Here is a 26,958-nt window from a genome sequence, read left to right on the forward strand (position 1 = left end):
TGCCGTTGCATTGCACGGCGGGTTGCCGCCGCAAATAGAACGGAAAGGAGGGGATCGGGCATGCCGGACGCGGACCGCTGGCTGAAGCTCAAGGAAGAAATGAAGGCCGCCGCGCCTGCGCTCGGCATCGATAAAATCGGCGTCGCGTCGGCCGATCCTTTTCTCGAGCTCAGGGAGCGGCTGGAGCGGCATCGGGAGCTGGGGCGCGAATCCGGCTTCGAGGAGCCGGATCTGGACAAGCGCACCCGCCCGGAATTGACGTTGCCGGGAGCGAAGTCGATCATCTCCATCGCGCTGGCGTATCCGACGAAACTGCGCAATCCGCCCAAGTCGGAGCCCGGCGCGTACCGGGGCATCCTGTCCCGCTCTGCTTGGGGCGCCGACTATCACCAGGTGCTGCGCAACCGGTTGGCCAACCTCGAAGCCTGGATACGCGAGCGCGTGCCCGAGGCGCGGATCGTCAGCATGGTGGATACGGGCGTTCTGTCGGACCGGGCGGTGGCGGAGCGTGCCGGCATCGGCTGGAGCGGCTCCAACTGCTCGATGATTACGCCGGAATTCGGATCGTGGGTGTATCTGGGCGAGATGATCACGGATTTGCCGCTGCCGCCCGACAAGCCGGTTACCGAATCGTGCGGCGACTGCACGATCTGCATCGACGCGTGTCCGACGGGAGCGCTCGTCGGCCCGGGCGAACTGGATGCCAAGCGGTGCCTCTCGTTTTTGACGCAGACGAAAGGCCATCTGCCCGACGAATACAAGAAAAAAATCGGCAATCGGTTGTACGGGTGCGATACGTGTCAAATCGTCTGCCCGGTGAACCGGGGGATTCACTTCGAGTTCCATGAGGAAATGCGGCCCGATCCCGAGGTGGTCAAGCCTCTGCTGCTGCCGCTGCTGTCGATATCGAACAAGGAATTCAAGGAGAAGTTCGGCCGCAGCGCCGCCGCGTGGCGCGGCAAAAAGCCGATCCAGCGCAATGCGGTATTGGCGCTCGGAAACTTCCGCGACCGCACGGCCGTGCCGGAGCTGGTCCGCGTGCTGCGCGAGGACCCGCGTCCGGAGCTGCGCGGTTCGGCCGCCTGGTCGCTCGGGGAGATCGGCGGAGAAGAAGCGCTGGCCGCCCTGCGGGAAGCGGCCGAACGCGAAAGCGACGAGGTCGTCCAAGGCGAGATCGGGCGCGCGATTGCGAAGGCAAGCGCGCCAAGACCCAAGCGCGAACATAAAAAAGCGACGGACGGTTGACCTGTCCGCGACATGATCAGACCGTCCGCCGGGCGGTCTGATGCCGTTATCGGCGCGATATCCTGCCGAACCGGATTGCACGGGGTTGTCGAAATGCGTCGCATTCTTGCCGCTTTGTGATATAATGGCTTCAACTGGATAAATGTTGCGGCAAAGGGAGATAGCGACGTGAAATCGACTTCCGACTCATCGGCCGAACGGTTGCCCCTTCGTTACGCGCAAATGGACAGCCCGATCGGCCCGCTGACCCTGGTCAAAAGCGCCCTGGGGTTGTGCCATATCGAGTTCGGCGCTTTCTCCGACCGGGAAGCTTGGCTGCGGGACTGGGCCGGCCGCCGTGTCCGCGAAGCGGAAGGATGGCTGGAGGACGAATCCGCGCTGGCGGACGAGCTGTTGCAGCTCCGGGAATACTTCGAGGGGACCCGGCGGGAATTCGCTCTCGCGCTCGACCCGAGGGGAACGCCTTTTCAGTTGGCCGTCTGGTCCGCGCTCCGGAACGTGCCATACGGCGAGACGCGGTCCTACGCCGATATCGCCTCCGCCGTCGGCAATCCTCGCGCGGTGCGGGCGGTGGGCGGCGCAAACAACAAAAATCCGCTTCCGATCGTAATTCCGTGCCATCGGATCATCGGCTCCGACGGATCTCCGGTCGGATACGGCGGCGGGCTGGACCGGAAAGCGTATTTACTGGAGCTGGAAGCCGGCCGATATAAACATTAAGGGAATGCGATCCTGATCCTGGAGTGACTTGCATGAGATATGTCAACATCGATTCCGTGGAGCCGGGACAATATTTGGGCCGGACGATTTTTTCCCATAACGGAACGGTACTGCTGAACGAAGGCGTTCAACTGACGGTGTCGATGATCAGCACGCTGCGGCGCGTCGGCGTGACGATGCTTTACATCAAGGATGAAGCGGACGAAGCGGCGGATATGCCGGAGCTGCTCTCCGACGAGACGAAGCTCGTCGTCATGAAGCGGATGAGCGAGACGATGAACGCGATCCGTTCGGGCAAGGAGTTTAACACGAGAGCCATAAGCGTAAGCGTCGATCAGATTCTCGAGGACGTCCTCCGGAACAAAGAGGTGCTGGTGCAGCTTACGGACATCCGGACGCGGGAAAACGAGATGTTCGTGCATGCGACGAACGTGGCGATGATGTCCGCCCTGATCGGAATGAACATGCAGTTGAACCAGATCCAACTGAAGGAGCTGACGATCGGAGCGCTTCTGCACGATATCGGCAAGGTGGAGATGATCGCGGACGACCGGTCCGATGATCCGAAGCTCCATCACACGTGGCGGGGATTCGACCTGCTTAAGCAAAAGCGGGAGCTGAATCTGCTGATCGCCCACGTGGCGTTCCAGCATCACGAGCAGCCGGACGGGCAAGGCGTCCCCCGCGGACTGCCCGACGACCAGATTCATCTCTATGCGAAGATCGTCGCGGTCGCGAATACATACGACAATCTGGTGTACGATCCGAAGACGGGCGCGCGCAGGCTGCCGCACGAGGCTTGCGAGATGGTAAGCGCGATGGCGGGGACGAAGCTCGACCGCGAGGCGGTTATTCAGTTCCTCCGCATCATCTCGGTTTATCCGAACGGAACGTCGGTCCGCTTGTCGACCAAGGAGACGGGCGTTGTCGTCGGGCAGCACCGGGGGTTGCCGGGCCGGCCGATCGTGCGGGTCATCCGGACGGACAGGCAGGACGACTGGGAGGCCAAGGAGATCGATCTGGCCAAACATCCGACCGTTTTTATCGAGCAGGTGCTCGGTTGACGGCTGCTACCGGATCTCCGGCGCGCTGGGCGCGATGGAGATCCATTTGTTTTTGGCGCGCGGCGCGTGGTATGATAGGCGTGGCTGCCTGCGGCAGCCGCATCGATTATGCGGAGACGAGAGGGCGTGACGTCCATGTGGACCTATGTGTTGACCGCGGTGTTGGCCCTGATTGCGGGTCTCGCCGGAGGTTTTTTCATCGGCGTGTTCTACCTGCGGAAGCAACTGGAGAACATGCAGAACAATCCGGAAATGATGCAGCAATTGATGAAGGACCCGAATAAACTGCGGGAAATGGCGAAAAAGATGGGGTACAACTTGAACGACCGGCAGCTTCGCCAAGCCCAGCAAATGATGAGCCGCAACCAGAAGCAGCAGGGACCGCGCAAGTTCAAATAAATCGGGACGGGGAGACGGTTATGGCTGGAGCAAAAGACTATAGGAACGTGATGGTCGATCGAAACCGCGAGCAGCTCGAACACCATGTCCGCGAAATTTTGCGGTTGATCGGCGAGGACGTCGACCGGGAAGGGCTGTTGGATACGCCGGCCAGAGTCGTGCGGATGTACGAGGAAATATTCGCGGGATATTCGGTCGATCCGAAGGATGTGCTGGGCGTGACGTTCGACGAGGATCACGAGGAACTGGTGATCATCAAGGACATCGTGTACTACAGCCAATGCGAGCATCATATGGCGCCGTTCTTCGGCAAGGTGCACGTCGGCTACATTCCGAGCGGCCGCATCGCGGGGCTGAGCAAGTTCGCCCGCCTGGTGGAGGCGATCACCCGCAGGCTGCAGGTGCAGGAGCGCATCACGTCGGACATCGCGGATATTCTGGAGCGCGAGCTGAAGCCGCACGGCGTAATCGTCGTCGTCGAAGGCGAGCACTTGTGCATGTGCGCGCGCGGCGTGAAGAAGCCGGGCAGCAAAACCGTCACCTCGGCGGTGCGCGGCTCCTTCCGAGACAACGCGGCCCTGCGGGCGGAGTTCATGTCTTTGCTGAACCGCTGAACACGGCATCGCAACGCCGCCGTACAATAAAGAGCCCTTTCTTCCGCTTGGCGGCGGACGGAAGGGCTCTTTTGCCGGGAGGAGCGGCCTTGAGACGGGCCGGCGAGCGGGCGATCGGACCGGAGCAACGGTCAGGCCGGCCGGGGGCTTCCTGACGCCGCCGTTCACGCCGGTTCCGCGGAACCTTCCGCTTCCGCCGAGATGACGCCGGACGGCGCGCGCACCGGCCGGGTATCGCCGGATACGGCGTTGAGAAATTGGACGACGCGGCTCATATACTCCTTTTTGTGATAGCGGAACAGCAGCTCGTGATAGCCGTCCGGCACCAGCCACAAGCCGCTGGCTTCATGGGAGGACTGATTGGCTGCGAGCTTCTCCGCCAGCTCGAACGGCGCTTTGTCGTCCAGCTTGCCGTGCATCATGTAGATCGGAATATCGTAAGTGGTGGAGAGCACCCGCTCCGTCGGAATTTCCTGCAGGCTGACCCCGTTCAGCATCGGGAAAAACCATTTGATCAGGTACACGGACGGGAAACGGGGCAGGTTGACGTACTGGCGCAGATTGTGGTACAGCGTGTCGGCGGTCAGCAGGAAGGTGCTGTCCAGCAGCATGCCCGACAAATCGTCGGTCTGCAATGCGGCCTGCAGCGCGATGCCCGCGCCCATCGAGAATCCCCACACGAATATCTCCTCGGCTCCCTTCTCCTTGGCGAATTGGATCGCCCCAAGCAGCTCGCGCGTCTCGATCACGCCCGCCGTTACGGGCTGCTTCTCGTTGTAGACGTAGCCGTAATCGAACAACAGCGCGTTGTACCCCAATTGGTGGACAGCCTTGGTCAGATCGAGCATCGGCACCCAATACTCCTCGCGGTTGGCGCCGTAGCCGTGCGAGAATACGATCGTCCGTTTGCTGTTGCCGGCAGGGACATACCAGCCTTCAAGCCTGGAGGGGTAGCCGACGGCAGGAAACGTGACGTCTTCGTAGGCCAGCCCGTGAGCGGCCATCGGATTGGAGGACAGCGGGATCGGGTCGGGCCGCGCCAGTATCCAGGCGACGTAAGCGTGGAATCCGATAGCGGGGGCCGCAACAAGCGCCACGAGGACTACTGCGATCCACATCAGAAGCCGGGACCCGGAGGAGGCGCGTTTTCTCGGAGGATTTATGGAAACGCTTACAGATGCCGAGTTTGAAAATAGGCCTTCGCTTGGATGAGCCGTTGACATATTCATCGGGAGTCCCTCCTGTCCGGCGTCGAGTTTGTCGAAAAATCGTCTATAGACCCATTCTATGGAGGTCGAGAAGTCCCGTCAATGCGGTTCGGCAACTTGTAAACCAAGCGTAATATAGCTGTAACATAGGCAATCGAATCGCAATAAAACGAGCCTTGCCGGGGGAAACCGGAAGGCGGTTTTTGTCGCAATGGGAAATTGGTCCCGCGCGGCATAAACGCGGCGGAATTCGGGCGTCAGACAAGGGCCGGCATTCCGCAGGGTTCCGGATTTCTGCTTTACTCCCCGCATCCGTTCGTTTATACTGGGTATAACACGGTTTCACTTGGTGAAACTGCGGGGATTCTTATGCGGCGGGGCAACCTTGTCCGCATAAAGGGGAACTGCGAGATGGAAGATGGAAAACCGACCGTACGCGCCGTCGAACGGGCGCTTGATCTGCTGCTGTGCTTTACGGAAGCCAGCGAATTAACGTTGACGGAGCTGTCCGCCAAGGTCGGCTTGCACAAGAGCACGTCGTATCGGCTGCTCGCCTCGCTGGAGGGCAAGGGCTTCCTCCAGCGCGATCCGGCGACCGACAAATACCGGCTGGGCTACCGCGTCTGGGAGCTGTCGTCGAATCTGTCGAGGGACGACGACCCCGGCATTTTGCTGCTTCCCGAGATGGAACGACTCCGCGATATCGTCGGGGAGACGATCAGCTTGTACGTGCGCGACGATCTGGAGCGCGTCCGCATTCAGGCGGTGCAGAGCAATCAGGCCGTTCGCCGGGTCGCCCCGGTGGGGGCACGGCTGCCGCTTAACGTCGGCGCTTCGAGTAAAGTGCTGATCGCCTTCGAAGAGGAAGCGGTCCGGGAGAAGCTGCTGTCCGAGCTCGATTGGAGCCATACGGACCGGGACGCCTTCGTCCGCCAATTGGAGGAAATCCGCCGCATCGGCTATGCGACCAGCATGGAGGAACGAGAACCGGGAGCGGCCGCGGTGGCGGCGCCAATCTTCAACCGGGGCCGCCGGCTTGTGGCGGCGTTGTCCGTGTCGGGGCCGGTCAGCCGGTTTTTCCCCGATCAGGTGGCCGGGCACGCGCAAGCGATCATGGAGGCGGCCAAACGCATGAGCATGATGCTCCGCTGAAGATACGCAGGGCCGCGTCGCCGGATTCGGCCGCGGCCCCGGTTTTTCTTCGGTTTGCGCGAAGCCGGCGGTACGCGCCGGTGCGGGCTGCGCGCAAGGGCTCCCGCGCGCAGGCTTAACGCTTGCGGGTGCGCCCTTTGCCGTCGGGGCTTCGGGAGGCCGCTCTGCGGCGCGGCGGGCGCCTCCGACTCGGCGACGGGAGAGCGTAGTCGCCGTCGGAATCAATCGGCAGACCGTAATCGTCGTCGGAGTCAAACGTCGGAGCGCCCTCGGACTCAGCGGCCAGCGGCTTCCCGGGAACCGGCTCGGTCCCCGAAACGGGCGCGAGCGTGAAGCCGTCCGTTCCAAGCACGACGGCTTGCGGATGGCTGTGCCGAAGCGTCCGAACGGCGGCGGGTTCCGGGAGCGGTCCCGTCGCGAGCCGATGCAGCTCGCCGGGATCGACGGGTTGCTTGACCGGCGCGAAATGGTAAAGAATATGGCTGACGACATTCCATTGCGTAACCCGGAGATGCTCCCGGTCGGCGTCGGAGTACAAACGGTCGTGGAACGGCGGAAAATAAAAGTACTCCATGCGCAGCAGCCGCAGATCGAGGCTGGCGCCATCTCGGAGGAGCGGCGCGCTCACGGCCGGCAGCTCCCGGGGAAATCCCGAGGAATAACGGTACGCGACGCCGGTGAACGCTTGCGGCGTATATTCGTTGAACGCCGTCCGGCTGGCGGGATGTCCGGCAAACGCGGCTGAGTGGGCGTAAGGCGCAAGCACGCAGACGATCCCCAGGTGGCGCGTCACGCGGTACAGCTCGCGGACATGCCCGATCAGGCCGTCGGCGTATTCCAGGCATCCGCTGACCAACACGGCGGAAACGGAGCTGTCCCCGTACGTCCGCAGCTTTCTCAGGTCCTCCGGCTTGCCAAGCTCAAGCTGCATGTGTATCGCCTCCTTCTCGCTTATCGGCAGTTGCTCCAATGTATGGGTGGACAACCCGGCTTGGTCCCGGACAAATATACCGGGACAAGTGCGGGAGTTTTGCGGTCCGGGCGGAGAGAAGGAGCGATAAGGCGGCAGCGGCGCCGCGAGGCCGGCCGGTGTATGGCCGCGGCTCGCGCTTTATTGTCTGCCGCGCGGCAGCCCCAGAGCCTCGGCGATCAGTTCGAACGAGCGGAGCCGCTCTTCGTGCCCGTGCACCATCGTCGAGATCATCACCTCGTCGGCCTTCGTCTCTTCCGCCAGCTTGGCGATGCCCGCCAGAACCTTGTCCGGCGTGCCGATAAAGCTGAGCGCGCGGTAAGCCTGCACGTGCATGCGCTCGATCGGCGAGTAATCGTAGGACATCGCTTCCTCCGGAGACGGCAACGGTCCGTGCTCGCCGCGCTGAAGCTTCACCCATTGGAGATCCATCGAGCTGGCGAGGCGGTCGGCCTGCTCGTCCGTCTCCGCGCAAACCGCCGACACGGTGAGAATGGCATACGGCTTGCTCAGATAAGCCGAAGGCTGGAAGCCTTCGCGATAGGCGCGCATGGGCTCGGACGCGCCGTTCGGGCTGAAGTGGGCGGCGAATGAGAAGCCCAAGCCGAGCCGCGCCGCCAGCTTGGCGCTGTAATCGCTGGAGCCGAGCAGCCAGATCGGAGGGACGGCGACGTCCTCGGGCGTGGCCTTCACCGGATGGATGCCTTCCGCGAACGCGATCAGTTCGTTGATCTGTTCGGGAAAACGCTCCGCTCCGTAGGCGGAGTTGGCGCCTCGGAGCGCCCGGGCCGTGGCGGGGTCCGTTCCCGGCGCGCGGCCGATGCCGAGATCGATCCGGTCGGGATAGAGCGCCTCCAGCATGCGGAAGGATTCCGCAACGGCCAGCGAAGAATGGTTCGGCAGCATCACGCCGCCGGAGCCGAGACGGATGCGCGACGTCTGGGCGGCGACATGGGCGATCAGCACGGCCGGCGTCGTGCTGGCGACCCCCGGCATGCCGTGGTGCTCCGCATACCAGACGCGTGAATAGCCGAGCCGTTCGGCCTGCTGCGCCAAGCGGACCGCCATGCGGTAAGACTCCGCGCTGGAATAGCCGGAGCCGATCGGAACGAGGTCGAGGATGGAGAGCGGCAGGTTCATGGAGTCATTCCTCCGTTCGTTGAAAGTTGGATGTTCTTCCGTCATTGTACTCCTCGCCGCGCCGCCCATCAAACGCATGGCCGCCGCAGGACTGCCGGGACGGGAGCCGCATCGGGATCGGGCAACGAGTGGCTGCGGCACGGGAAAGCCCTGGACGGATCAAACGGCGGCCGGCTTTGCGAATGAATCAGGCCCCGAAAATCGGATGAAGCGCATCATACTTGACGAAGGCGGGATTTTACCATGATCGAGCGGATTGGCCAATGGATTGGAACGTTAAGCGGACACCGGCCTTCTCTGGCGCCGGAGAGAATCTGGAACGAGGAACTCGACCGCGACATCGCGGAGCTGCCAGAGGAAGGCGCTTGGCGCGCCGTCAAGGCCGGGCTGCATCTCTGGAACGAAAGCCTGGAGCGGTCGCATGAGCTGGCCCAAGAACTGCCCGACCGCACGGGAAGCTACTGGCACGGGTTGATGCACCGGATGGAGCCGGATTACGACAACGCCCGCTATTGGTTTCATCGGGTGTCCGACCATCCGGCTTACGCGGACGTTCAGCGGGCCGCGGCGGAATATTTGCGCGCCGGCGGCTTGGCGCAAGTGGCCGAAGCGGACGTAAAAGGCAAGCTGGAGTCGATCGCCGGGGCGGCCCGGTGGCAGCCGTTCGTCTTCATCGACGCCGTGGAGAGGCATATGAGCCGCGCCGGGACGGAGAAGGACGCGGGGACGGAATCCGTCCTGAGAGAGATTCAGCGGCTGGAGATAAAAGCGCTGCTGGCGTATTGCGCGGGGCTGCTGGACTGACGCGACAACGGTCCGGCGCGCATCCGCGGCGGCTCGACGATTTTGACAAGCTGGCGCTTCAGGCGAACAACCGAAGAACGGCCCGGCGGCTTGAGCCGTCGGGCTTTTTTGTGCGGGTCGGGACAAGACTAAAAAATTCCGCATGCGAAGTTAAATTATTCCCCGGTTTTCCGTCCGGAACTTCTTTACACTCTATTGAAGACGCTTACAATAAAGCGCCCGACTTTTTATCCGGCGTAGGCACGCGCATGCAGAGGCAAATCCGGCAGGAAGACGCCCGATCGCGACCGCCGGACAGCGGAGGTGATGCCGCTTCAAGAGAGCTTGCCCGGATTGGACAAGAAAATGCAGGACGAGCGACGTTGGCTTGCCATGCTCCGCGGCACGGTATTGCCAGAATGGCGACAATATGACTTCTTGCAAGTCACGGATGGGGGCTTTAGCCATGAGAAGAACTTCGTATGCAGCAATCGCTTTATGGCTGGTGTTCAGCTTGAGTCTGGCCGCTTGCGGTTCGGCCGCCGGCGGCGCCGGCAACACCGCGGATGCGGGATCATCCGCGCAGAATAACCTGGCAGCCGATGGCCCGACCGCCGCTTCCGGGGGATCGGAAGGTCCGATCGCGATCAACCAGGCGTTGCCGGACAAAGAAATTTTGAGCAAAGGCCCGGACGGCGAAAGCGCCGTTTCCGCCAAAACGCTGCAATTGACGGATGAAGAGCTTGCCAAGATCAAGGCCGGCCGCTACAAGGCCGCGGTCTCCATGCATTACGCGGGCAACGACTGGTCGGCGGCGCAATTGAAGGGACTCCAGGACACGTTCGCCAAGATGAACATCGAAATCGTCGCCACGACCGATGCGAACTTTAAAGCGGAGACGCAGGTAGCCAACATCGAGACGATCCTCGCCAAAAAACCGGACATTCTGGTCGGCATCCCGGTCGATGCGGTCTCGACGGCAAGCGTCTTCAAGAAGGCGGCCTCGCAGGGCGTAAAGATCGTATTCATGGACAATAAGGCCGCCGGACTTGAGGCGGGCAAGGACTACGTCAGCGTCGTCTCCGCCGACAACTACGGCAACGGGGTTGAAGCCGCCCATATATTGGCGAAAGCTGTCGGCGGAGAAGGCGAAGTCGGCGTGATCTTCCACGATGCGGACTTTTTCGTTACAAAACAAAGAACCGAAGCTTTCGAGAACACGATCCGAAGCGAGTATCCGAATATCAAAATTATTGCCCGCGGAGGCATCACCGGCCCGAATGACGGCGAAAAGGTGGCGGCGGCCATGCTGACGAAACATCCGAACCTGAAGGGGTTGTTCGTCGTATGGGATGTGCCGGCGGAGGGCGCGCTCGCCGCCGCGCGATCCGCGGGAAGAACGGATTTGGCCGTCGCCACGATCGACTTGGGCATGAACGTGGCGCTGGATATCGCCAAAGGCGGGATGATGAAAGGGCTCGGCGCTCAACTGCCTTACGATCAGGGCGTCGCGGAAGCGATATTGGCCGCCTATGCCCTGTTGGGCAAAGAAACGCCGCCGTATGTGGCCGTTCCGTCCCTGCAGGTGAATCGGGACAATATTCTGGAGTCGTGGAAGACCGTCTACCATTCGGATGCGCCGGCATCGCTCCGGGATGCCGCGAAGTAAATCATTTATCTTGCTGTAAAGGAGACAACGTGATGCGTACGTTAAACGTGGGAATGATCGGCGGAGGTTTTATGGGAAAGGCGCATTCGCTGGCTTATGCGGGAATGCCGATGTTTTTCTGGCCGGCTCCGGCCGTTCCGTTTCGCAAGACCGTTGTGGACATCAATGAAGAACTGGCCCGGGATGCAGCGGCAAGGTACGGGTTTGAATCTTGGGCGACCGATTGGAGGAAGGTGATCGAGGACCCGAACATCGACATCGTCGATATCGTGACGCCGAACAATACGCATGCCGAAATGGCCATCGCGGCGGCAAAGGCCGGAAAGCATATCCTCTCCGAAAAGCCGCTGGCGCGGACCACGGAAGAAGCGAAGCGGATGCTGGATGCCGCAAACGAAGCCGGGGTCAAGCATATGGTGGCGTTTAACTACCGCCGCACGCCGGCCGTCACGCTTGCGAAGAAATATATCGAAGAAGGCGCGATCGGCCGCATGTTGAACTTCCGCGGCACGTATCTGCAGGATTGGTCGGCGGACCCGAACGCCCCGTTGTCCTGGCGTTTCCGCAAGGATATAGCCGGTTCGGGCACGCTTGGGGATATCGGCACGCATGTCATCGATCTCGCCCGTTATCTGGTCGGGGAAATTACCGCGGTCATGGGCATGGCCAACACGTGGATTAAGGAACGCCCGGTTTCCTCCGGTCCCGTCGACAAGCTCGGAACCGTGAAGTCTACGGGAGACGTGAAGAAAGCGCCCGTTGACGTGGACGATGAGATCATCACGCTGCTTCGGTTCGAGAACGGAGCCGTCGGCAGTCTGGAAGCGACACGCAACGCATGGGGACGGAACAACTTCCTTACGTTCGAGATCCACGGCGACAAAGGCTCCCTGTATTTCAATTATGAACGCCGCGACGAGCTTCAGGTCTGCTTCTCCGACGATCCGGACGACAGGCGAGGGTTCCGGACGATTTATACCGGTCCGGCCCATCCGAACGGCCCGGCGTTGTGGCCGATTCCGGCATTGGGCATCGGTTACGGCGAGACGAAAATTATCGAAGCGCACGACTTCATCTCCGCTATCGTCCACGACACGGAGGTTTCGCCGAACTTCCACGACGGGTACCGGATTCATGTCATTTGCGACGCCATCCTGGAATCGGCAAGCAGCGGCCGGTGGGTGAACACCGCCGAGCAACAGCCGGCCACTCCCTGATTCGCCGGTCGGGCGCCGCGGGAGCCGCAACGGAAACAAGAGGTAGCCAACCGGTTACCTCTTGTTTCCGTCCTGCGCGCCGGACAGGCGGCTGGAAGCCGGCTGATATCATGAGCCCTATCTATGCCGGCTCCCGCTGTTTGGCCGGGTACGGAATCCGGAATGAAAACTCCGTGCCTCGCCCCGGCTCGCTCTCGACACGGAACTGCAACTCCTCGCCGTAGACCAGAATCAACCTGCGGTACGTGTTGAGTATGCCGGTATGCTTGCGGAAATAAGGGTCCTTGGATTCTCCTTTTCCGGCGATGAGCTGGCGAAGCTTCTCCAGCACGTCGGCCGGTATTCCGGTTCCCGTATCGCGGATCGATACGTCGATAAACGAGTCCTGAGCCTGCACGCTGACGGTGAGATGGAACTGCTCGGTGCTCATATTCGGACTCCAGCCGTATTTGATCGCGTTCTCGATAAAAGGCTGAATGCTGAGCTTGACAACCTGAACGTCGAGAAGCTCGGGGGGGTCGATCTCGAACCGCGCGCGAACGTCCTTTCCGTTCCGGTAGTAATGGATGGTCAGGAAATTGCGGATGTAGGCGATTTCCTCCCGCAGCGACGCCCATCCGTCGTCATTGCGAATGGTGTATCTCATCATGCGGGAAACGGATTGCACCATATCGCCGACCGCTTCGCCGTTGTTGCGGACCGCGTAGGATTCGATCGTCTCCAGGGTGTTGAACAGGAAGTGAGGGTTGATCTGGGCCTGAAGCTGCAGCAGCTCGCGCTCCTTTTCTCTCATGTTGGCCTGGTACACTTCCCGTTCCATGAACTGCAATTTTTCGAGCGTCTGGTTGTAGCTCTGGATCAAAAATCCGATCTCGTCGTGGTTGTGCTTCATCGGCACGGGCACGTAGACGCCGCGGCCGAGGCTTTGCATGCCTTTTTTCAGTCTGTACAGCGGCCGAAGGATGCCGCTCATGACGGGGAACGCGATGATCAATGCGGTGACGAGGCTGATGGCCGCAATCAGCAGCGTCAACTGGTACGTCTGCCGCACCCCTTTGTTGATGCTGCTGAGCGGAGCGGCCCATACGAGCTTCCAATGGGTGTCCGGAAGCTCCGTATAGATCGCCTGATATTCGATGTTGTCCGATGTGAACAACAGTTGCTTGCCGCCGTCGGGAGCCTGCAGCCGGGCCTGCTGAAAATCGCGCATCAAACCGGAAGGCACGGGCGTCTCGGAGACGGCTGTGCCGTCTTGCTCGTGATACAGGATGACTTGGCCGACCTGATCCTTCTGGTTGCTGCTGAGCATGCGCTTTATTTTGTCTTCGTGAATCTCCATGATGAACAACGCTTCCGTCCGGCCTGTATCCGTATTCAAAATCGGCCGGATATAAGAGAATACGTGCGCATCGTTGTACAAAATATAAGGCAACGGATGCGGAGCGGTCAGCGCCGGCTTGTTGTTGGAGAAGGAAGCCTGGTACAGCTTGTCCGTCCCGAAGGAATACGAAGGGTCCAACTGCTTCTGGTACGAATCGAAATACACTTTCCCGAGCCGGTCGACATACAAAACGCCCAGCACTTCGGGATGGAATTGCAGCGAGTTCCGGACAATGGGGCGGAAGCGGATCATTTCATCGGCCTGCTCGGACAATTGATCGGGCCGGGTATCCAGAAAATCGCGAAAGCTGGCGTTGATAAAGAGACTGTCGAACGATTCGTTTAAGTTTTGCAGATAGTCGGACAGCTCCTTGGAGACGAATTCCACGTATTGCGTCGAGATCGACGCGGAATATTCCGTGCTGGAGCGGAACATAAAATACTCCGAGCTGTAGCTGACCAATGAAATCGGGATAATGGATATTAATATGAGCAGCACGAAAAGTTTGAACTTGAGCGAGCGTCGTTGTAAGATACGCTTTACAGATGAGAAGCGCAACAATCGGGAGTTCCTCCTCGTATGCATGGTTTACCTGATGAAGCTTCGAGATCGGATCTGCATGAGGGAGCTGGAGTCGTATGAAGATCTGCGTCGTTGACGACGAAAGGGAAGTGCGGGTCAGTATTATTCAGAAGCTGACGGCGCTTTTCCCCCATGAACAAGTGTTTGATGCGGGGTTCGGATACGAGGCCCTTCAGCGGATTGAATTTATCCAGCCCGACCTTGTGTTTCTCGATATCCGGATGCCGGAATTGGACGGCCTGCAGATCCTTCAGCATTTACATGAGAAGTACCCCTCCATTTATGTCGTTATTATATCAGGGTACGATGATTTTGAATATGCAAGGAAAGCGCTCATCCTGGGCGCGGCCGATTACTTGCTCAAGCCCGCGGACCGCGGAGAGCTGATGGAGATCGTGCTTAAAATACAAGAGAAGCTGAAGCGGGCCTTTATGAAAGAGCTTGCCCATCTGCTCGGCATCACGCCGGTTCCGAACATTTCCCCGGAACAGATTCATCCGGTTAACGTCAGTTTGTGGTTTGACGAACGCGAGTGGAAACGGGTCGAATTCGGCGGCCGCGGTTCGCTGATGGAACGTTACGGAGACGCTCCCCAAGACATTATGCTCACGATAACTTTGGATGCCGAGACGGAAGGGATCGCGGTGAGGGCGTCTTCCGAGCACCCGGAAACCGGATTCAGGGAAAAGCAGGCGTTCCCGCACGTGCTGAAGTCCCAGCTTCGAAAAATACGGGAGCGCCGGTTTTTTCAGACGGCCGATGCGAATCCCCGCGCCCATCGCCTTCACCGGAAAGAATGGGGCAAACAAGCCGTCAAGCTCCGGCAGCAAATCATCCACTGCGCGCGCACGGGCGAGATCGGGGAACTGGAAACCTCCCTGGATGCCTGGTTCGAGTGTCTGGAGAAGCTGAATTACGACGACCTCCGCAGGGAAGTCGCCCAATTGATGGCCGTGCTGGATGAGGGGCTCGGCAAACATGAAATTATTATGGTGGACGAAGAGACGCTTTATTACTGGCACGACTGGATAGGGCACCATCAGACGTGGAATGATTTAAAGCGTCGGCTTCGCCATATGGTTTTGAACGGCGTCAAGGCGCTGAAAAAACTGGAGCGGTCGGAACGCGAGACTTCGGATGCGAGCGGTTGGTTCAAGCAGGCGCTTCAACTCATCGAAAACTCGACCGACATGAATTTGAGTCTGGAGGCCGTATCGGAAGCGGTCAACGTTCACCCGGTCACGTTAAGCCGCATGTTCAAACAGCAAATGGGCGTCACCTTCGTCCGGTATCTGACGCGCAAAAGAATGCAGCACGCCAGCCATTTGCTGCTCCATACGAGAAAAAAGGTGAATGAAATCGCGGAAGAGGTCGGATATGCCGATTATGCGTACTTCAGAAGCTTGTTCAAAAAGGAATTCGGCTATTCGCCTTCCGACTTCAGGAAAAACAACGGAATCCTGAACGTGCCCGACGAAGGAGAGTAAGACCAACCAGGTAAAGGAGCGGCGCAATGAAGAAGCGGAGGCTTTTCTCGGCATTGCTCGTCTTATGGCTGGTTGCCGGTTGTACGGGTTGTCTGGGGGAAAGCCCGGAAGACTCCGGCACGGCCCCGGCTCAGCCCCTCACGTTAAAGGTGCTGTACGCCACGGTGGAAGCCGGCTCCGAAGCCGTTGTCCATGCGGCCCGCCATTACACGCGGGAGACGGGCGTCAATGTGCAGATCAGCACGTTTCCCTACAACAGCCTGCAGGAGAAAGTATTCACGGAATTGTCGCGGATGAGCGGCGAATACGATCTGATCGCCGTCGACACGCCGTGGGTCCCTAAAATCATCCGGCACCTGGAGCCGCTGACGCCGTATCTGCGGAACGCGGCATCCGCCGGCGACATCGGCGATTTTATTGCGAAGCTGTTCCTGGATACGTCGGTGTTCGACAAGGACCGTCCGCACCGGGCGCCGATCGCCATGGACACGATCGATCTGGACCGCATCGCGTCGGCCGGTTTCGATGTCTGGAGTCTGCCGATTCAATCGAACGTGCTTACGGTCAGCTACCGGAAAGATCTGTTTCAGAACGAAGCGTACCGGGCCGAATTCCGGCAACAATTTCACCGCGAGCTCGACCTTCCGAATACGCTCGACGAATATTTGGACATCGCCCGCTTTTTTACCCGCGATACGAATCGGGACGGGTTGATCGACCTGTACGGAACCACCTTGATGGCCGGCAAGCACGAAGCCAACTTTGTCGACTACAAATCGTTTCTGAGCAATTTCGGGGGAGAGCTGTTCGATGAGAAGCTTCGGCCGGCGTTTCATTCCGAAGCGGGGGTGAAGGCGCTGGAGACTTACGGCAAGTGGATTTTGGCGGAGAAGGTGACTCCGCCGGACGTTCTCTCCTATTCGTGGGACGAGGTCGAGATCGCTTTCGGCTACGGACAAGCCGTCATGGGGATGAATTACCACGACATGAAGCTCCAGCCGAACGTGGGCGGTCAAGTCGGCTATTTTATGTTTCCCGGCGTGGAGCGCGGCGGCGCGCTTGTGCGCGGACCGCATTTCGGCTCGTGGGGACTGGCCGTCAACAAGTATTCCAGGCATAAGGCGGAAGCTTTCGAATTGGCCGACTATTTGACCAGCGCCGAAGTGCAGCGGGACTATTTGCGGTTCCGGCAGCACGTGACCCGAAAATCGGCGTATGCGGCGGCAGGGGCGCTGCCGGACGAATCGCTCCGGGAATATTACGACGTGCTGGGCCGGTCCCTGAACGTGGGGGTGGGACGGCCGAGAATCCGAAATTACGATCAGGTGTCGGAGGCTGTCCAAACGGCGGTACAGCAGTATTTGACCGGCAAGAAATCGGCGAGGGCTGCGCTGAACGCCGCCGCCGCAAAGGTGGAACAATCGATGCGGGATAACGGCTATTTATCCCCGAATGAATAAGCCCCCGGCCCGGCAAGGCTGCGCGATTTTAAAAATCGCGCGGTCTTTTTTTATGGGTCCGGCCGCTAAAAAACTCCCCCCTGCCGGTTAAATTCGTCGTCTATTGGGCGCTCCCCGTCCGCCCTATACTGGGGGTAGTCGAACGTTCCGCCTAACGGGCGATCGATCACAACAGTACAGAGTGAGGGGTTCGAATATGAAGAAAAAATGGACATCGTGTCTCGCCCTGCTGCTCGCAAGCGGATTGGCGATCGCAGGCTGCGGAAACGCCGAACAGCAAAACGCGCAAGCGCCAAAAGAGCATGAAAGCTACGCGGGTTCCGGACCGCTGACGATCAACCCGAATATCCCCGACCTGCCCGTTCAGGATATCGGACCAAACGGCGAAAAAGCGGTATCGGCCAAAAGCCTGAAGCTGACAGAAGAAGAATTGCAAAAAATCAAAGACGGCAACTACACGGCCGCGATCGTCATGCACTACTCCGGCACCGATTACATGACGGCCGCCGTCAATGCCATGAAAAATACATTTGAGAAAATGGGAATTAAAGTCGTGGCCGTAACGGACGCGCAGTTCAAGGCCGAGAAGCAGGTCAGCGACATCGAGACCGTTCTGGCGAAAAAACCGGACATCATGATCTCCGTGCCGGTTGACGCCGTATCCACGGCAGGCGCCTACAAGAAAGCCGTCGCCCAAGGCGTGAAGCTGGTGTTCATGGACGGCGCGGCGGAAGGACTTGTTCCCGGCAAGGATTACATCAGTATCGTATCCGGCGACAACTACGGCAACGGCGCGGTCGCCGCGGACATTATGGCGGAGAAGCTCGGCGGCAAGGGCAAAGTCGGCATCGTGTACCACGACGTCAACTTCTTCGTCACGAAGAACCGTTCCGACGCATTCGAAGCCCGCATCAAGGAGAAATACCCCGGCATCGAGATCGTGGCCAAAGGCGGCATCACCGACCCGAATAAAGGCGAGGAAGTCGCATCCGCCATGCTGACGAGACACACGGATATCGACGGCATCTTCGCTCCGTGGGACGTGCCGGCCGAAGGCGTCATGGCGGCTGCGCGCACGGCGGGACGCAACGACCTGATCGTAACGACCGTCGACCTCGGCACAAACGTCGCGTTGTCCATCGCTTCCGACGGCATCGTCCGCGGTCTCGGCGCCCAGCTTCCGTACGACCAGGGCGTAGCGCAGGCGATTCTCGCGGGATACGCGCTGTTGGGCAAGGAAGCTCCGGCTTATGTGGCTTCGCCGGCGATCAAAGTAACGAAAGAAAACGTGCTCGAAAGCTGGAAGCTGATCTATGGCGCGGATGCGCCGAAGAGCGTGCAGGATGCGCTGAAAAAATAATTTTCCCAACTTGCGGGGGCTGCCGGAAGGCAGCCTCCCTTATCAAAGAAGGTGAGTGCAGTGGATCGACCGATACTCGAAATGAAGAACATCTCCAAAGCGTTTAACGGCATTAAGGTTCTTCATGATGTCAATTTCTCGGTAAGAAAAGGCGAGGTCCACGCTCTGATGGGCGGTAACGGGGCCGGCAAATCGACGCTCATGAAAATACTCACCGGCGTCTACACGGCCGACAAAGGTGAGATTTTGATCGAAGGAAAACCGGTTAGCATCAAGAGCTACGAAGACGCAAAGGCCAATAAAATATCGATGATTTTTCAGGAATTTAGCCTGATCCCTACGCTGACCGTTGCCCAAAATATTTTTCTGACCCGCGAATCCAAAACCCCGTTCGGGCTGCTTGACGACAAGGAGAACGAACGCAAAACCGAAAAGCTGCTCAAAGAACTGGGTGTTGACATAAAACCGTCCGACATCGTGCAAGATCTCGGCGTCGGTTACTGGCAAATGACCGAAATCGCAAAAGCCTTGTCGCAGGAAGCGAAAGTTCTCATCATGGACGAACCGACTTCTTCGCTGACCAAAAAGGAAACGGAAGTGCTGTTCTCGTTTATCCGTCAACTGAAAGATAAAGGCTATGCGATTATTTATATTTCTCACCGGATGGATGAAATCTTCGAAATCTGCGACCGGATCACGATTTTGCGGGACGGCCGCAAAATCACGACCGAAGTCATCAAGGAAACGACGCTCGATACGGTGATTCGGCATATTGTCGGCGCGGAATTCGACAAACTGTTCGAATGGGTCGAACGCGACTATCCCACCGACGTGCCGCCCGCGTTCGAGCTGCGGAATGTCACAGCGGGAACGAAGGTCAACAATGTCAGCCTGAAGATCCAGCCCGGCGAAATCGTAGGCATCGCCGGCCTCATGGGGAGCGGCCGAACGGAGCTGCTGCGGACCGTCTTCGGCATCGATCCGATGGACAGCGGCGAGATCTATGTGAACGGGAAGAAGCGGAACATCCGGTCCGCCCGGCAGGCGATCGACGCCGGCATCGCGTTAATTCCGGAAGACCGCAGGCTGCAGGGGCTCGTTCTGCAGCATAGCGTCAAAGACAACATGATTCTCCCGATTCTCTCCAAGCTGAAGAAAGGGATGCTGCTCGACAACAAGAAAGCGGCCGAAATCAGCAAGCGTCTCGTCGAACGGTTAAACATCAAGACCGACAGCATTTCCAAGCAGAGCGGGCTGCTGTCCGGCGGCAATCAGCAGAAGATCGTGCTGGCCAAATGGCTCGCGAACGATCCGGACGTCCTGTTGCTGGACGAGCCGACCATCGGCGTCGATATCGGCGCCAAAACCGAAATTATCGACATCGTCCGCGAATTGGCGGCGAGCGGCAAAGCGATACTCGTGGTCTCTTCGGAGCTTCCGGAGCTGCTTGCCCTCAGCGACCGCTTGCTGATCATGCATGAAGGAAGCATCAAGCGGGAGATCAGGCGCAAGGACATTCAATCAGAGGAGGAACTGCAATATGCAATCCAGGGATATTAGTGCGGCCAGACCGTCCCTGCTTCATTCCATAAAAAGCTTTCAATGGCGGGACTACATCGTCTATTTGGCGTTTGTCGGCGTACTCATCTATTTCTCGATTACGTTGTTTGACGAAGGCTTCCTGACGACGGGCAACCTGCTCAACATCGTGCGGCAGACCGCCACCATTTCCTTGATGGGCCTGGCGATGACGTTCGTTATCAGCACGGGCGAGATCGATCTGTCGGTCGGCTCCGTCGCGGCCTTGTCCTCGCTGACGGGCGCGCTTGCCCTGCAAGCCGGATACGGCATCGCCGGCGGACTGGTTATCGGCGTAGGCACGGGGCTTCTGATCGGCCTCATCAACGGCCTGCTCGTCACGAAGGCGGCCATCCCGTCCTTCCTCGTGACGCTCGGCTCGATGGGCGCGGTAAAAGGAATGGCCATGTGGATTACCGATACGGCGCCGGTTCCGATCATCAACGAACGTTTTAACTTCATCTTCGGCTCCGGCGATATCGGCCCGATCCCGGTCCTGCTGCTGTGGGTTCTCGTCTTCACCGTCATCGCGCATGTGCTGCTGCGCAAAACCGCGTTCGGCAGACAGACGCTCGCAACCGGCGGCAACGAGAACGCCGCGAAGTTCTCCGGCGTCAATACCGCTCGCATCAAGCTGCTTGTCTTCCTGGGCACCGGCATGATGGCCGGTCTGGCGGGGCTGCTCTATGCGGGCCGCATGCACGCGGGACGCTTCTCGTTCGGCGAAGGGGACGAATTGTCCGTCATCGCGGCCGTCATCCTCGGCGGCACCAGCCTGTTCGGCGGCGTGGGCACGATTATCGGCACCGTCGTGGGCGCGCTGATGATCGGCACGATCAACAACGGATTGATCATTATGGGGCTGGATGTCAGCCAGCAAATGATGATTAAAGGCCTGATCATTATTCTGGCCGTCATGTTCGGCAAGAAGGCGATCAAAAAATGACGAAACCCATCAAAGCGGGCATTATCGGCACCGGTTTTATCGGGCCGACCCACATCGAGGCGATCCGAAGGCTGGGATTCGTGGAAGTCGTCGCCATCGCCCAGAACGGCGAGGACAGCGCGCGGCGCAAAGCGGAGCAGTTGGGCGTTCCGCTCGCCTACGGCGACTACAGGGAAATGCTTCGCAATCCGGACATCGACGTCATTCACAACTGCACGCCAAATCACCTGCATTACCGGATCAATCGCGAAATCATCGAAGCCGGCAAGCACGTGCTGTCCGAGAAGCCGCTCGCCATGACGAGCGAAGAATCGGCGGAGCTGCTGGCGCTCGCCCGCGGGCGGGGAGTCGTGCACGGCGTCAATTTCAACTACCGTCAATATCCGATGATCAAGCAGTTGTCCGAGATGGTGAAGCGGGGCGAATTCGGCACCATCAACATCGTCCACGGCAGCTACCTGCAGGACTGGCTGCTGTACGAGACGGACTACAATTGGCGTCTCGACGAGAAGCTCGGCGGCCGATCGCGGGCTCTCGCCGATATCGGCTCCCACTGGTGCGATACCGTCCAGTATGTGACGGGCAAGAAGATTACGGAAGTGTTCGCCGATCTCTGGACCGTTCACCCGACACGGAAAAAACCGCTGTCCGCATCCGTTACGTTTGATGCCAAGGCGGGCAAGCAAGAGTCGGAATACGAGGACATTCGCGTCAAGACGGAAGACTACGCTTCGGTGCTGGTCCGGTTCGAGGACGGAACCAGGGGAGTCTTCACGGTGTCCCAGGTGAGCGCGGGGCGGAAAAACGCGCTGAGCTTCGAGCTGAACGGCAGCCTCAAATCGGCCTACTGGAACCAGGAGCAGCCGGCCGGCCTGTGGATCGGCCATCGCGACCGCGCCAACGAATGGCTGATGGCCGATCCGGCCTTGTTCCACGAAGAAGCCCGATCTTCGATTCATCATCCGGGCGGACATCATGAAGGATGGCCGGACTCCGTAAAAAATATGATGCTGCATTATTACGCGTTTATCCGCGACGGCAAAGATCCGCTCAAGGACAAACCGAATTTTGCCACCTTTGAAGACGGGCATCGGTCCATGCGCATTCTGGATGCCATTTTGCAAAGCCATCAAGAAGGACGATGGGTGAACGTTCAACACTAAACGGAGGGGAACAGCAATGACGATGAAAGCGGTAGTTTTTCCGGGCGATAAACAGGTAGAGATTCGGGAAGTGCCGATCCCGGTTCCGGGCAGCGGCGAAGTTCTGATTAAAATGAAAGCTTCGGCCATCTGCCGCAGCGACATGAGCTTGTACTACGGCAATCCGGTTGTCGGCGGAGAAGCGGCGAAGTCGGGTTGCATTCATCCCGGCCACGAGCCTGCCGGCGAAATTGCGCAAGTGGGCGAAGGGGTTACGCGCTTCAAGCCGGGCGACCGCGTGGCCGTATACCTGGCCGTCGGCTGCGGCGAGTGCGAGCATTGCAAGAGCGGGTACAGGATGTTCTGTAAGGAATGGAAATGCGTCGGCTTCGATATCCACGGCGGGGATGCGGAATACATGATCGTTCCGGAAGAGAACTGCATGCGTATTCCGGACGAGATGAGCTATCTGGTGGCGGCGGTATCGACGGATGCGGTCGGCACGCTGTACCATGCCCAGAAGCGATTGAACATCAGCGGAAGGGATACGCTCGTGATTTTCGGACTCGGTCCGATGGGCGGAGCGGGCGTCATGGTCGCCAAAGGACTGGGCGCGACGGTCATCGCCGTCGACATGCTGGACGAGCGCCTTGAAGTGGCCAAAGAGCTCGGCGCGGATTACGTCATTAACGGCAAGGAAAACGTGCTGGAACGCATCATGGAGATTACGAACGGCCGCGGCGCGGATGCGGCGATCGATTGCTCCGGAAGCCCGCATGCGCAAAATACGGCGCTCAACAGCCTGCGTCCTCACGGACGCGCCGCCTTCATCGGCGAAGGCAGGGAGCTGACGATCAATCCGAGCAACCAGCTCATCCGCAAGCAAATTACGGTCATGGGCTCCTGGTATTTCCCGATCTACGAATACGACGAAATTGCGCGCTTTATCATCGACAGAAAGCTTCCGGTCGAGAAGCTCGTCTCGCATACGTTCAGGCTGGACGAGGCGGCGACCGCATTCCGGATGTTCGATGAAAGGAAGACGGAGAAAGCCGTCTTCGTATGGGACTGACCCGATCGGCCCGATAACCTAGAGAGGATGTGTTGAGGATGAAAGGAATTTCGTTTAACACATGGGTGTACAGCAGCTTTCCGGTATGGGTGCCTTCGTATCCGCTGGAAGAAGTGATTCACCGGCTTGCGTCGTTCGGCTATGACGGTATCGAGATCGGCTGCGCGAGCCCGCATGCGTGGCCGGACCACGTATCGCCGCAGCGGCGCAAAGAGATTCTGAAGCTGCTCCAGAAGGAGAACCTTCGCGTTTCGTCCATGCTCCCGGCTCCGGGCGGCGGCCCCGGCCACAATCCCAGCTCGCCGATCGCCGAGGAGAGGGCGTACACGATCAATCATTATAAAGATGTGCTTCGCCTTGCCCATGAATGGGAGTGCCCGACGGTTATTTATCTGGCCGGCTGGACGGTATTCGGTCTCTCGAAGCAGGAAGCCTGGAACTACAGTCTGGAAGCGCTCGTGGAAGTCGCCGCTTACGCCAAAGAATTGGGCATTACCCTGGTCGTCGAGCCGACGCCTACGGACAGCAACCTGGTCGAGTCGGCGGACGACGCGCTGCTGCTCAGCGAGCAGTCCGGTCAGGACAACGTCAAGGTCATGTTCGATACGTTCCACGCCTTGTACCGGAACGAAGTGGCAAGCGACTACGTGTACCGTATGGCCGACAAGCTGCATCACATCCATCTGTCCGACAGCGACCGGCTTCCGCCGGGACATGGCCGCTGCGACTTCGACGGCGTGCTTCGCGCCCTGAAGGACATCGGCTACAAAGGATACTTGACCGCGGAAATCGGCTTCCATACGCGTCAAGCCGATCCGGATTGGTACGCCAAAGAAAATATCGCCTATTTGAAATCCAAGCTGGCCGAGCTGGATTGGAACAAAAGCTAATCTCCTAAACGCAAAAAGCAGGTTGATCCCCCTCAACCTGCTTTTTGCGTCTCGCGATATTTCGGAAAAGAACCTCCAACCCCACTTTAACAGCGGTTTTGGAGGTCCATTTGTTTCCGGCTTTTAGCTTTCGTCTTATTTCTTCATCATTTGCCGCAGGACGGTTTGCAGGATGCCGCCGTTGCGGTAGTAGTCGACGTCAACCAGGCTGTCGAGGCGAACCGTTACCGGGAACTCGAAGGTCGAGCCGTCGGTGCGGGTCGCTTTGACGGTGATCGTCTGACCCGGCTGCACATCGTTGGACAAGCCGACGATGTCGAACGTTTCCGTGCCGTCGAGGTTCAGCGTGTTGCGGTTCGTGCCTTCCTTGAACTGCAGCGGCAGAACGCCCATGCCGACCAGGTTGGAGCGGTGGATCCGCTCGAAGCTTTCGGCGATGACGGCTTTGACGCCCAGCAGGAACGTGCCTTTAGCCGCCCAGTCGCGGGACGAGCCGGTGCCGTACTCCTTGCCGGCGATAACGACCAGCGGCGTGCCGTCCTGCTGGTATTTCATCGAGGCTTCGTAGATGGAGGTTACCTCGCCGGTCGGCAGATACTTCGTCACGCCGCCTTCCGTACCCGGAGCCACCTGGTTGCGGATGCGGATGTTCGCGAACGTGCCGCGCATCATGACCTCGTGGTGTCCGCGGCGGGAACCGTACGAGTTGAAATCTTCTTTTTTCACGCCGTTTGCCAGCAGGTATTGGCCGGCCGGGCTGTCGACTTTAATGTTGCCCGCAGGCGAGATGTGGTCCGTCGTGACGGAATCGCCCAGCAGCGCCAGCGTGCGCGCGCCTTTGATGTCCGTGATGTCGCCCGGCTCGGAGCCGAGGTTTTGGAAGAACGGCGGGTTGGCGATATACGTCGATTTCGGATCCCACTCGTACAGCTCGCCTTCCGGAACGTCGATTTTGTTCCAACGTTCGTTTTGCGTAAAGACGTTTTCGTATTTGGCGCGGAACATGTCCGGCGTCATCGCCTGCGCGACAGCGGCTTTGATCTCGTCGTTCGTCGGCCAGATGTCTTTCAGGTAAACCGGACGTCCGTCGCGGCCGTAGCCGATCGGCTCTTTCGCCAGGTCGATGTTGACCGTGCCGGCCAGTGCGTAAGCGACGACCAGCGGCGGCGATGCCAGGTAGTTCGCTTTGACTTGAGCATGCACGCGGCCTTCGAAGTTCCGGTTGCCGGACAGGACGGCGGCGACGGTCAAGTCGTTGTCGGCGATCGCCTGCGAGACTTCATCCGGCAGCGGGCCGGAGTTGCCGATACACGTTGCGCAGCCGTAACCCGCGACGTGGAAGCCGATTTGCTCCAGCGAATCCAGCAGGCCGGCTTTTTTCAGGTAATCGGTAACGACCAGCGATCCCGGCGTCAGCGAGCTTTTCACGTAAGCCGGTTTTTTCAGGCCGAGCTTCACCGCTTTTTGCGCGACGAGGCCCGCGCCGATCATAACGCTCGGGTTGGACGTGTTCGTGCAGCTTGTGATGGCCGCAATCACGACCGCGCCCGTTTTCAGCTTGCTCGTCTCGCCGTTCGGATGCTTGACTTCGACCTCTTGCGCGATTTTCTCTTCGCTCAGCCCGAAGCCGCCTTTGTCGATCGGCGTGCGGATGGCTGTGTTGAAGGACTCCTTCATCGCGGTCAGCTCGACGCGGTCTTGCGGACGCTTCGGACCGGCCAGGGACGGCACGATCGTCGACAGATCCAGCTCGATGACGTCGGTGAAGACCGGGTCCGGCGTGGAGTCGGTGCGGAACAGGCCTTGCGCTTTGTAGTAAGCTTCGACCAGCGCGATTTGCTCTTCGCTGCGGCCCGTCAGGCGCAGGTAGTTGAGCGTCTCGGCGTCAACCGGGAAGAAGCCGATCGTCGCGCCGTATTCCGGAGCCATGTTGGCGACGGTCGCGCGGTCCGCCAGGCTGATGTTGCTGAGGCCCGGTCCGAAGAACTCGACGAATTTGCCGACGACGCCTTTTTTACGCAGGATTTGCGTAACGGTCAGCGCGAGGTCGGTTGCGGTTGCGCCCTCCGCGAGCGAACCCGTCAGCTTGAAGCCGATAACGTCCGGCGTTACGAAATACAGCGGTTGTCCAAGCATGCCGGCTTCCGCCTCGATGCCGCCTACGCCCCAGCCTACGACGCCGAGACCGTTGATCATCGTCGTATGGGAGTCTGTGCCGACGAGCGAATCCGGGAAGACCAGCGTCTCGCCGTTCACTTCGCGGGTCGCGGCTACGGACGCCAGATACTCCAGGTTGACCTGGTGAACGATACCCGTGGACGGCGGCACGGCGCGGAAGTTGTCGAACGCCGTTTGCGCCCAGCGCAGGAAGCGGTAGCGCTCCTCGTTGCGTTTGAATTCGAGCTCGATGTTGGTGTTCAGGGCGTCCGGCGTGCCGAACGCGTCGACCATGACGGAGTGGTCGATAACGAGGTCGACCGGTACGAGCGGGTTGATCCGTTTCGGGTCGCCGCCGGCTTTTTTGACGGTGTCGCGCATGGCCGCAAGGTCGACGACAACCGGTACCCCCGTAAAGTCCTGCAGGACGATCCGTGCCGGGATAAACGGGATTTCCTTGTTTTCGTCGCGGCCTTCGGCCCAGCTTGCGATTTGCTTCACATGATCTTCGGTGATGCCGCGGCCGTCGAATTGACGGATCGCCGCTTCAAGCAGCACCTTGATCGAGAACGGCAGGCGGGAGATGCCGCTGAATGTTTGCTCCAAGTCCGGAAGGCTGTAGTAGCCGTAGGACTTGCCGTTCACTTCAAGCGTTTTTTTCACTTGAAAACGGTCTTGATTCGCCATGGTGTCCATGCTCCTCTCTGTAAAATGCATTGCTC

Annotated in this window: 22 protein-coding genes; 17 read left to right on the plus strand and 5 right to left on the minus strand. The window is 59.4% G+C overall.

The window, feature by feature from the left end; genetic code table 11:
- The first annotated feature begins 60 nt into the window (after positions 1-60).
- From queG to folE, 5 genes are all read left to right on the plus strand, one after another.
- Positions 61-1,245 carry a tRNA epoxyqueuosine(34) reductase QueG gene (gene queG / locus FE781_RS04830; RefSeq protein WP_138788463.1) on the plus strand — a complete coding sequence of 395 codons (1,185 nt, stop codon included), beginning with the start codon at positions 61-63 and terminating at the stop codon, positions 1,243-1,245.
- 168 nt (positions 1,246-1,413) lie between these two features.
- Positions 1,414-1,965, plus strand: a complete 552-nt coding sequence (locus FE781_RS04835) for a methylated-DNA--[protein]-cysteine S-methyltransferase (RefSeq protein WP_246068041.1) — start codon at positions 1,414-1,416, stop codon at positions 1,963-1,965.
- 32 nt (positions 1,966-1,997) lie between these two features.
- Positions 1,998-3,029, plus strand: a complete 1,032-nt coding sequence (locus tag FE781_RS04840; protein ID WP_138788464.1) for an HD-GYP domain-containing protein — start codon at positions 1,998-2,000, stop codon at positions 3,027-3,029.
- Between the two features lie 135 nt (positions 3,030-3,164).
- Positions 3,165-3,428: a YneF family protein gene (locus FE781_RS04845; protein ID WP_138788512.1), complete on the plus strand. Its 264-nt coding sequence runs from the start codon at positions 3,165-3,167 to the stop codon at positions 3,426-3,428.
- A 20-nt stretch (positions 3,429-3,448) separates the two neighbouring features.
- A complete protein-coding gene (gene folE / locus FE781_RS04850; RefSeq protein ID WP_138788465.1) occupies positions 3,449-4,042 on the plus strand; it encodes a GTP cyclohydrolase I FolE in 594 nt (197 codons plus the stop codon).
- 164 nt (positions 4,043-4,206) lie between these two features.
- Here the strand turns inward: folE and FE781_RS04855 are convergent, their stop codons facing one another.
- Entirely contained in the window at positions 4,207-5,160 is a 954-nt protein-coding gene (locus tag FE781_RS04855) for an alpha/beta hydrolase (RefSeq protein ID WP_246068042.1), read from the minus strand.
- 501 nt (positions 5,161-5,661) lie between these two features.
- On the opposite strand from FE781_RS04855, the gene FE781_RS04860 reads away from it, so the two are divergent.
- Positions 5,662-6,402, plus strand: a complete 741-nt coding sequence (locus FE781_RS04860; protein ID WP_138788467.1) for an IclR family transcriptional regulator — start codon at positions 5,662-5,664, stop codon at positions 6,400-6,402.
- 115 nt (positions 6,403-6,517) lie between these two features.
- Here the strand turns inward: FE781_RS04860 and FE781_RS04865 are convergent, their stop codons facing one another.
- Together FE781_RS04865 and FE781_RS04870 are read right to left on the minus strand one after the other, a co-directional pair.
- Complete coding sequence (locus tag FE781_RS04865) at positions 6,518-7,333, minus strand: hypothetical protein (RefSeq protein WP_138788468.1); 816 nt, start codon at positions 7,331-7,333, stop codon at positions 6,518-6,520.
- Positions 7,334-7,513: 180 nt separating this feature from the next.
- The gene (locus FE781_RS04870; RefSeq protein ID WP_138788469.1) at positions 7,514-8,512 is read right to left on the minus strand and encodes an LLM class flavin-dependent oxidoreductase; all 999 of its coding nucleotides are present in this window, start codon (positions 8,510-8,512) and stop codon (positions 7,514-7,516) included.
- A gap of 243 nt (positions 8,513-8,755) precedes the next feature.
- Here FE781_RS04870 and FE781_RS04875 point away from each other — a divergent pair, with 243 nt between their 5' ends.
- From FE781_RS04875 to FE781_RS04885, 3 genes are all read left to right on the plus strand, one after another.
- The gene (locus tag FE781_RS04875; protein WP_138788470.1) at positions 8,756-9,316 is read left to right on the plus strand and encodes a hypothetical protein; all 561 of its coding nucleotides are present in this window, start codon (positions 8,756-8,758) and stop codon (positions 9,314-9,316) included.
- Positions 9,317-9,761: 445 nt separating this feature from the next.
- Entirely contained in the window at positions 9,762-10,964 is a 1,203-nt protein-coding gene (locus FE781_RS04880; RefSeq protein WP_138788471.1) for a substrate-binding domain-containing protein, read from the plus strand.
- A 32-nt stretch (positions 10,965-10,996) separates the two neighbouring features.
- Positions 10,997-12,181 (plus strand): levoglucosan dehydrogenase, encoded by a 1,185-nt coding sequence (locus FE781_RS04885; RefSeq protein WP_138788472.1) that lies wholly within the window; start codon positions 10,997-10,999, stop codon positions 12,179-12,181.
- Between the two features lie 121 nt (positions 12,182-12,302).
- Here FE781_RS04885 and FE781_RS04890 read toward each other — a convergent pair whose 3' ends face one another.
- Positions 12,303-13,997 (minus strand): cache domain-containing sensor histidine kinase, encoded by a 1,695-nt coding sequence (locus FE781_RS04890; protein ID WP_246068043.1) that lies wholly within the window; start codon positions 13,995-13,997, stop codon positions 12,303-12,305.
- A 203-nt stretch (positions 13,998-14,200) separates the two neighbouring features.
- Between FE781_RS04890 and FE781_RS04895 the strand changes: the two genes are divergently transcribed.
- The 8 genes from FE781_RS04895 to FE781_RS04930 all read left to right on the plus strand — a co-directional run bounded on the left by FE781_RS04895 (position 14,201) and on the right by FE781_RS04930 (position 24,079).
- Positions 14,201-15,631 (plus strand): response regulator transcription factor, encoded by a 1,431-nt coding sequence (locus FE781_RS04895; protein ID WP_138788474.1) that lies wholly within the window; start codon positions 14,201-14,203, stop codon positions 15,629-15,631.
- A 26-nt stretch (positions 15,632-15,657) separates the two neighbouring features.
- The gene (locus tag FE781_RS04900) at positions 15,658-17,091 is read left to right on the plus strand and encodes an ABC transporter substrate-binding protein (protein ID WP_138788475.1); all 1,434 of its coding nucleotides are present in this window, start codon (positions 15,658-15,660) and stop codon (positions 17,089-17,091) included.
- A 196-nt stretch (positions 17,092-17,287) separates the two neighbouring features.
- A complete protein-coding gene (locus tag FE781_RS04905; protein WP_138788476.1) occupies positions 17,288-18,451 on the plus strand; it encodes a substrate-binding domain-containing protein in 1,164 nt (387 codons plus the stop codon).
- A gap of 60 nt (positions 18,452-18,511) precedes the next feature.
- Positions 18,512-20,011, plus strand: coding sequence for a sugar ABC transporter ATP-binding protein (locus FE781_RS04910; RefSeq protein WP_211346302.1), 1,500 nt, complete (start codon positions 18,512-18,514; stop codon positions 20,009-20,011).
- Positions 19,992-20,975 carry an ABC transporter permease gene (locus tag FE781_RS04915; RefSeq protein ID WP_138788477.1) on the plus strand — a complete coding sequence of 328 codons (984 nt, stop codon included), beginning with the start codon at positions 19,992-19,994 and terminating at the stop codon, positions 20,973-20,975. The genes FE781_RS04910 and FE781_RS04915 overlap by 20 nt, the downstream gene beginning before the upstream one ends.
- A complete protein-coding gene (locus FE781_RS04920; protein WP_138788478.1) occupies positions 20,972-22,138 on the plus strand; it encodes a Gfo/Idh/MocA family protein in 1,167 nt (388 codons plus the stop codon). The genes FE781_RS04915 and FE781_RS04920 overlap by 4 nt, the downstream gene beginning before the upstream one ends.
- A gap of 22 nt (positions 22,139-22,160) precedes the next feature.
- Entirely contained in the window at positions 22,161-23,189 is a 1,029-nt protein-coding gene (locus FE781_RS04925; RefSeq protein ID WP_246068044.1) for a zinc-dependent alcohol dehydrogenase family protein, read from the plus strand.
- Between the two features lie 38 nt (positions 23,190-23,227).
- Positions 23,228-24,079, plus strand: coding sequence for a sugar phosphate isomerase/epimerase family protein (locus tag FE781_RS04930; protein WP_138788480.1), 852 nt, complete (start codon positions 23,228-23,230; stop codon positions 24,077-24,079).
- Between the two features lie 135 nt (positions 24,080-24,214).
- Here the strand turns inward: FE781_RS04930 and acnA are convergent, their stop codons facing one another.
- Positions 24,215-26,923 carry an aconitate hydratase AcnA gene (gene acnA, locus FE781_RS04935; protein ID WP_138788481.1) on the minus strand — a complete coding sequence of 903 codons (2,709 nt, stop codon included), beginning with the start codon at positions 26,921-26,923 and terminating at the stop codon, positions 24,215-24,217.
- Positions 26,924-26,958 lie beyond the last annotated feature (35 nt).

This window comes from Paenibacillus thermoaerophilus (assembly GCF_005938195.1).
GTDB lineage: Bacteria > Bacillota > Bacilli > Paenibacillales > Reconciliibacillaceae > Paenibacillus_W > Paenibacillus_W thermoaerophilus.

Bases quoted from the DNA above. Each gene is read 5' to 3' on its own strand.
- queG (WP_138788463.1), top strand. From the start codon at position 61: ATGCCGGACGCGGACCGCTGGCTGAAGCTCAAGGAAGAAATGAAGGCC.
- FE781_RS04840 (WP_138788464.1), top strand. From the start codon at position 1,998: ATGAGATATGTCAACATCGATTCCGTGGAGCCGGGACAATATTTGGGC.
- FE781_RS04845 (WP_138788512.1), top strand. From the start codon at position 3,165: ATGTGGACCTATGTGTTGACCGCGGTGTTGGCCCTGATTGCGGGTCTC.
- folE (WP_138788465.1), top strand. From the start codon at position 3,449: ATGGCTGGAGCAAAAGACTATAGGAACGTGATGGTCGATCGAAACCGC.
- FE781_RS04855 (WP_246068042.1), bottom strand. From the start codon at position 5,160: ATGTGGATCGCAGTAGTCCTCGTGGCGCTTGTTGCGGCCCCCGCTATC.
- FE781_RS04860 (WP_138788467.1), top strand. From the start codon at position 5,662: ATGGAAGATGGAAAACCGACCGTACGCGCCGTCGAACGGGCGCTTGAT.
- FE781_RS04865 (WP_138788468.1), bottom strand. From the start codon at position 7,333: ATGCAGCTTGAGCTTGGCAAGCCGGAGGACCTGAGAAAGCTGCGGACG.
- FE781_RS04870 (WP_138788469.1), bottom strand. From the start codon at position 8,512: ATGAACCTGCCGCTCTCCATCCTCGACCTCGTTCCGATCGGCTCCGGC.
- FE781_RS04875 (WP_138788470.1), top strand. From the start codon at position 8,756: ATGATCGAGCGGATTGGCCAATGGATTGGAACGTTAAGCGGACACCGG.
- FE781_RS04880 (WP_138788471.1), top strand. From the start codon at position 9,762: ATGAGAAGAACTTCGTATGCAGCAATCGCTTTATGGCTGGTGTTCAGC.
- FE781_RS04885 (WP_138788472.1), top strand. From the start codon at position 10,997: ATGCGTACGTTAAACGTGGGAATGATCGGCGGAGGTTTTATGGGAAAG.
- FE781_RS04890 (WP_246068043.1), bottom strand. From the start codon at position 13,997: ATGTTCCGCTCCAGCACGGAATATTCCGCGTCGATCTCGACGCAATAC.
- FE781_RS04895 (WP_138788474.1), top strand. From the start codon at position 14,201: ATGAAGATCTGCGTCGTTGACGACGAAAGGGAAGTGCGGGTCAGTATT.
- FE781_RS04900 (WP_138788475.1), top strand. From the start codon at position 15,658: ATGAAGAAGCGGAGGCTTTTCTCGGCATTGCTCGTCTTATGGCTGGTT.
- FE781_RS04905 (WP_138788476.1), top strand. From the start codon at position 17,288: ATGAAGAAAAAATGGACATCGTGTCTCGCCCTGCTGCTCGCAAGCGGA.
- FE781_RS04915 (WP_138788477.1), top strand. From the start codon at position 19,992: ATGCAATCCAGGGATATTAGTGCGGCCAGACCGTCCCTGCTTCATTCC.
- FE781_RS04920 (WP_138788478.1), top strand. From the start codon at position 20,972: ATGACGAAACCCATCAAAGCGGGCATTATCGGCACCGGTTTTATCGGG.
- FE781_RS04925 (WP_246068044.1), top strand. From the start codon at position 22,161: ATGAAAGCGGTAGTTTTTCCGGGCGATAAACAGGTAGAGATTCGGGAA.
- FE781_RS04930 (WP_138788480.1), top strand. From the start codon at position 23,228: ATGAAAGGAATTTCGTTTAACACATGGGTGTACAGCAGCTTTCCGGTA.
- acnA (WP_138788481.1), bottom strand. From the start codon at position 26,923: ATGGCGAATCAAGACCGTTTTCAAGTGAAAAAAACGCTTGAAGTGAAC.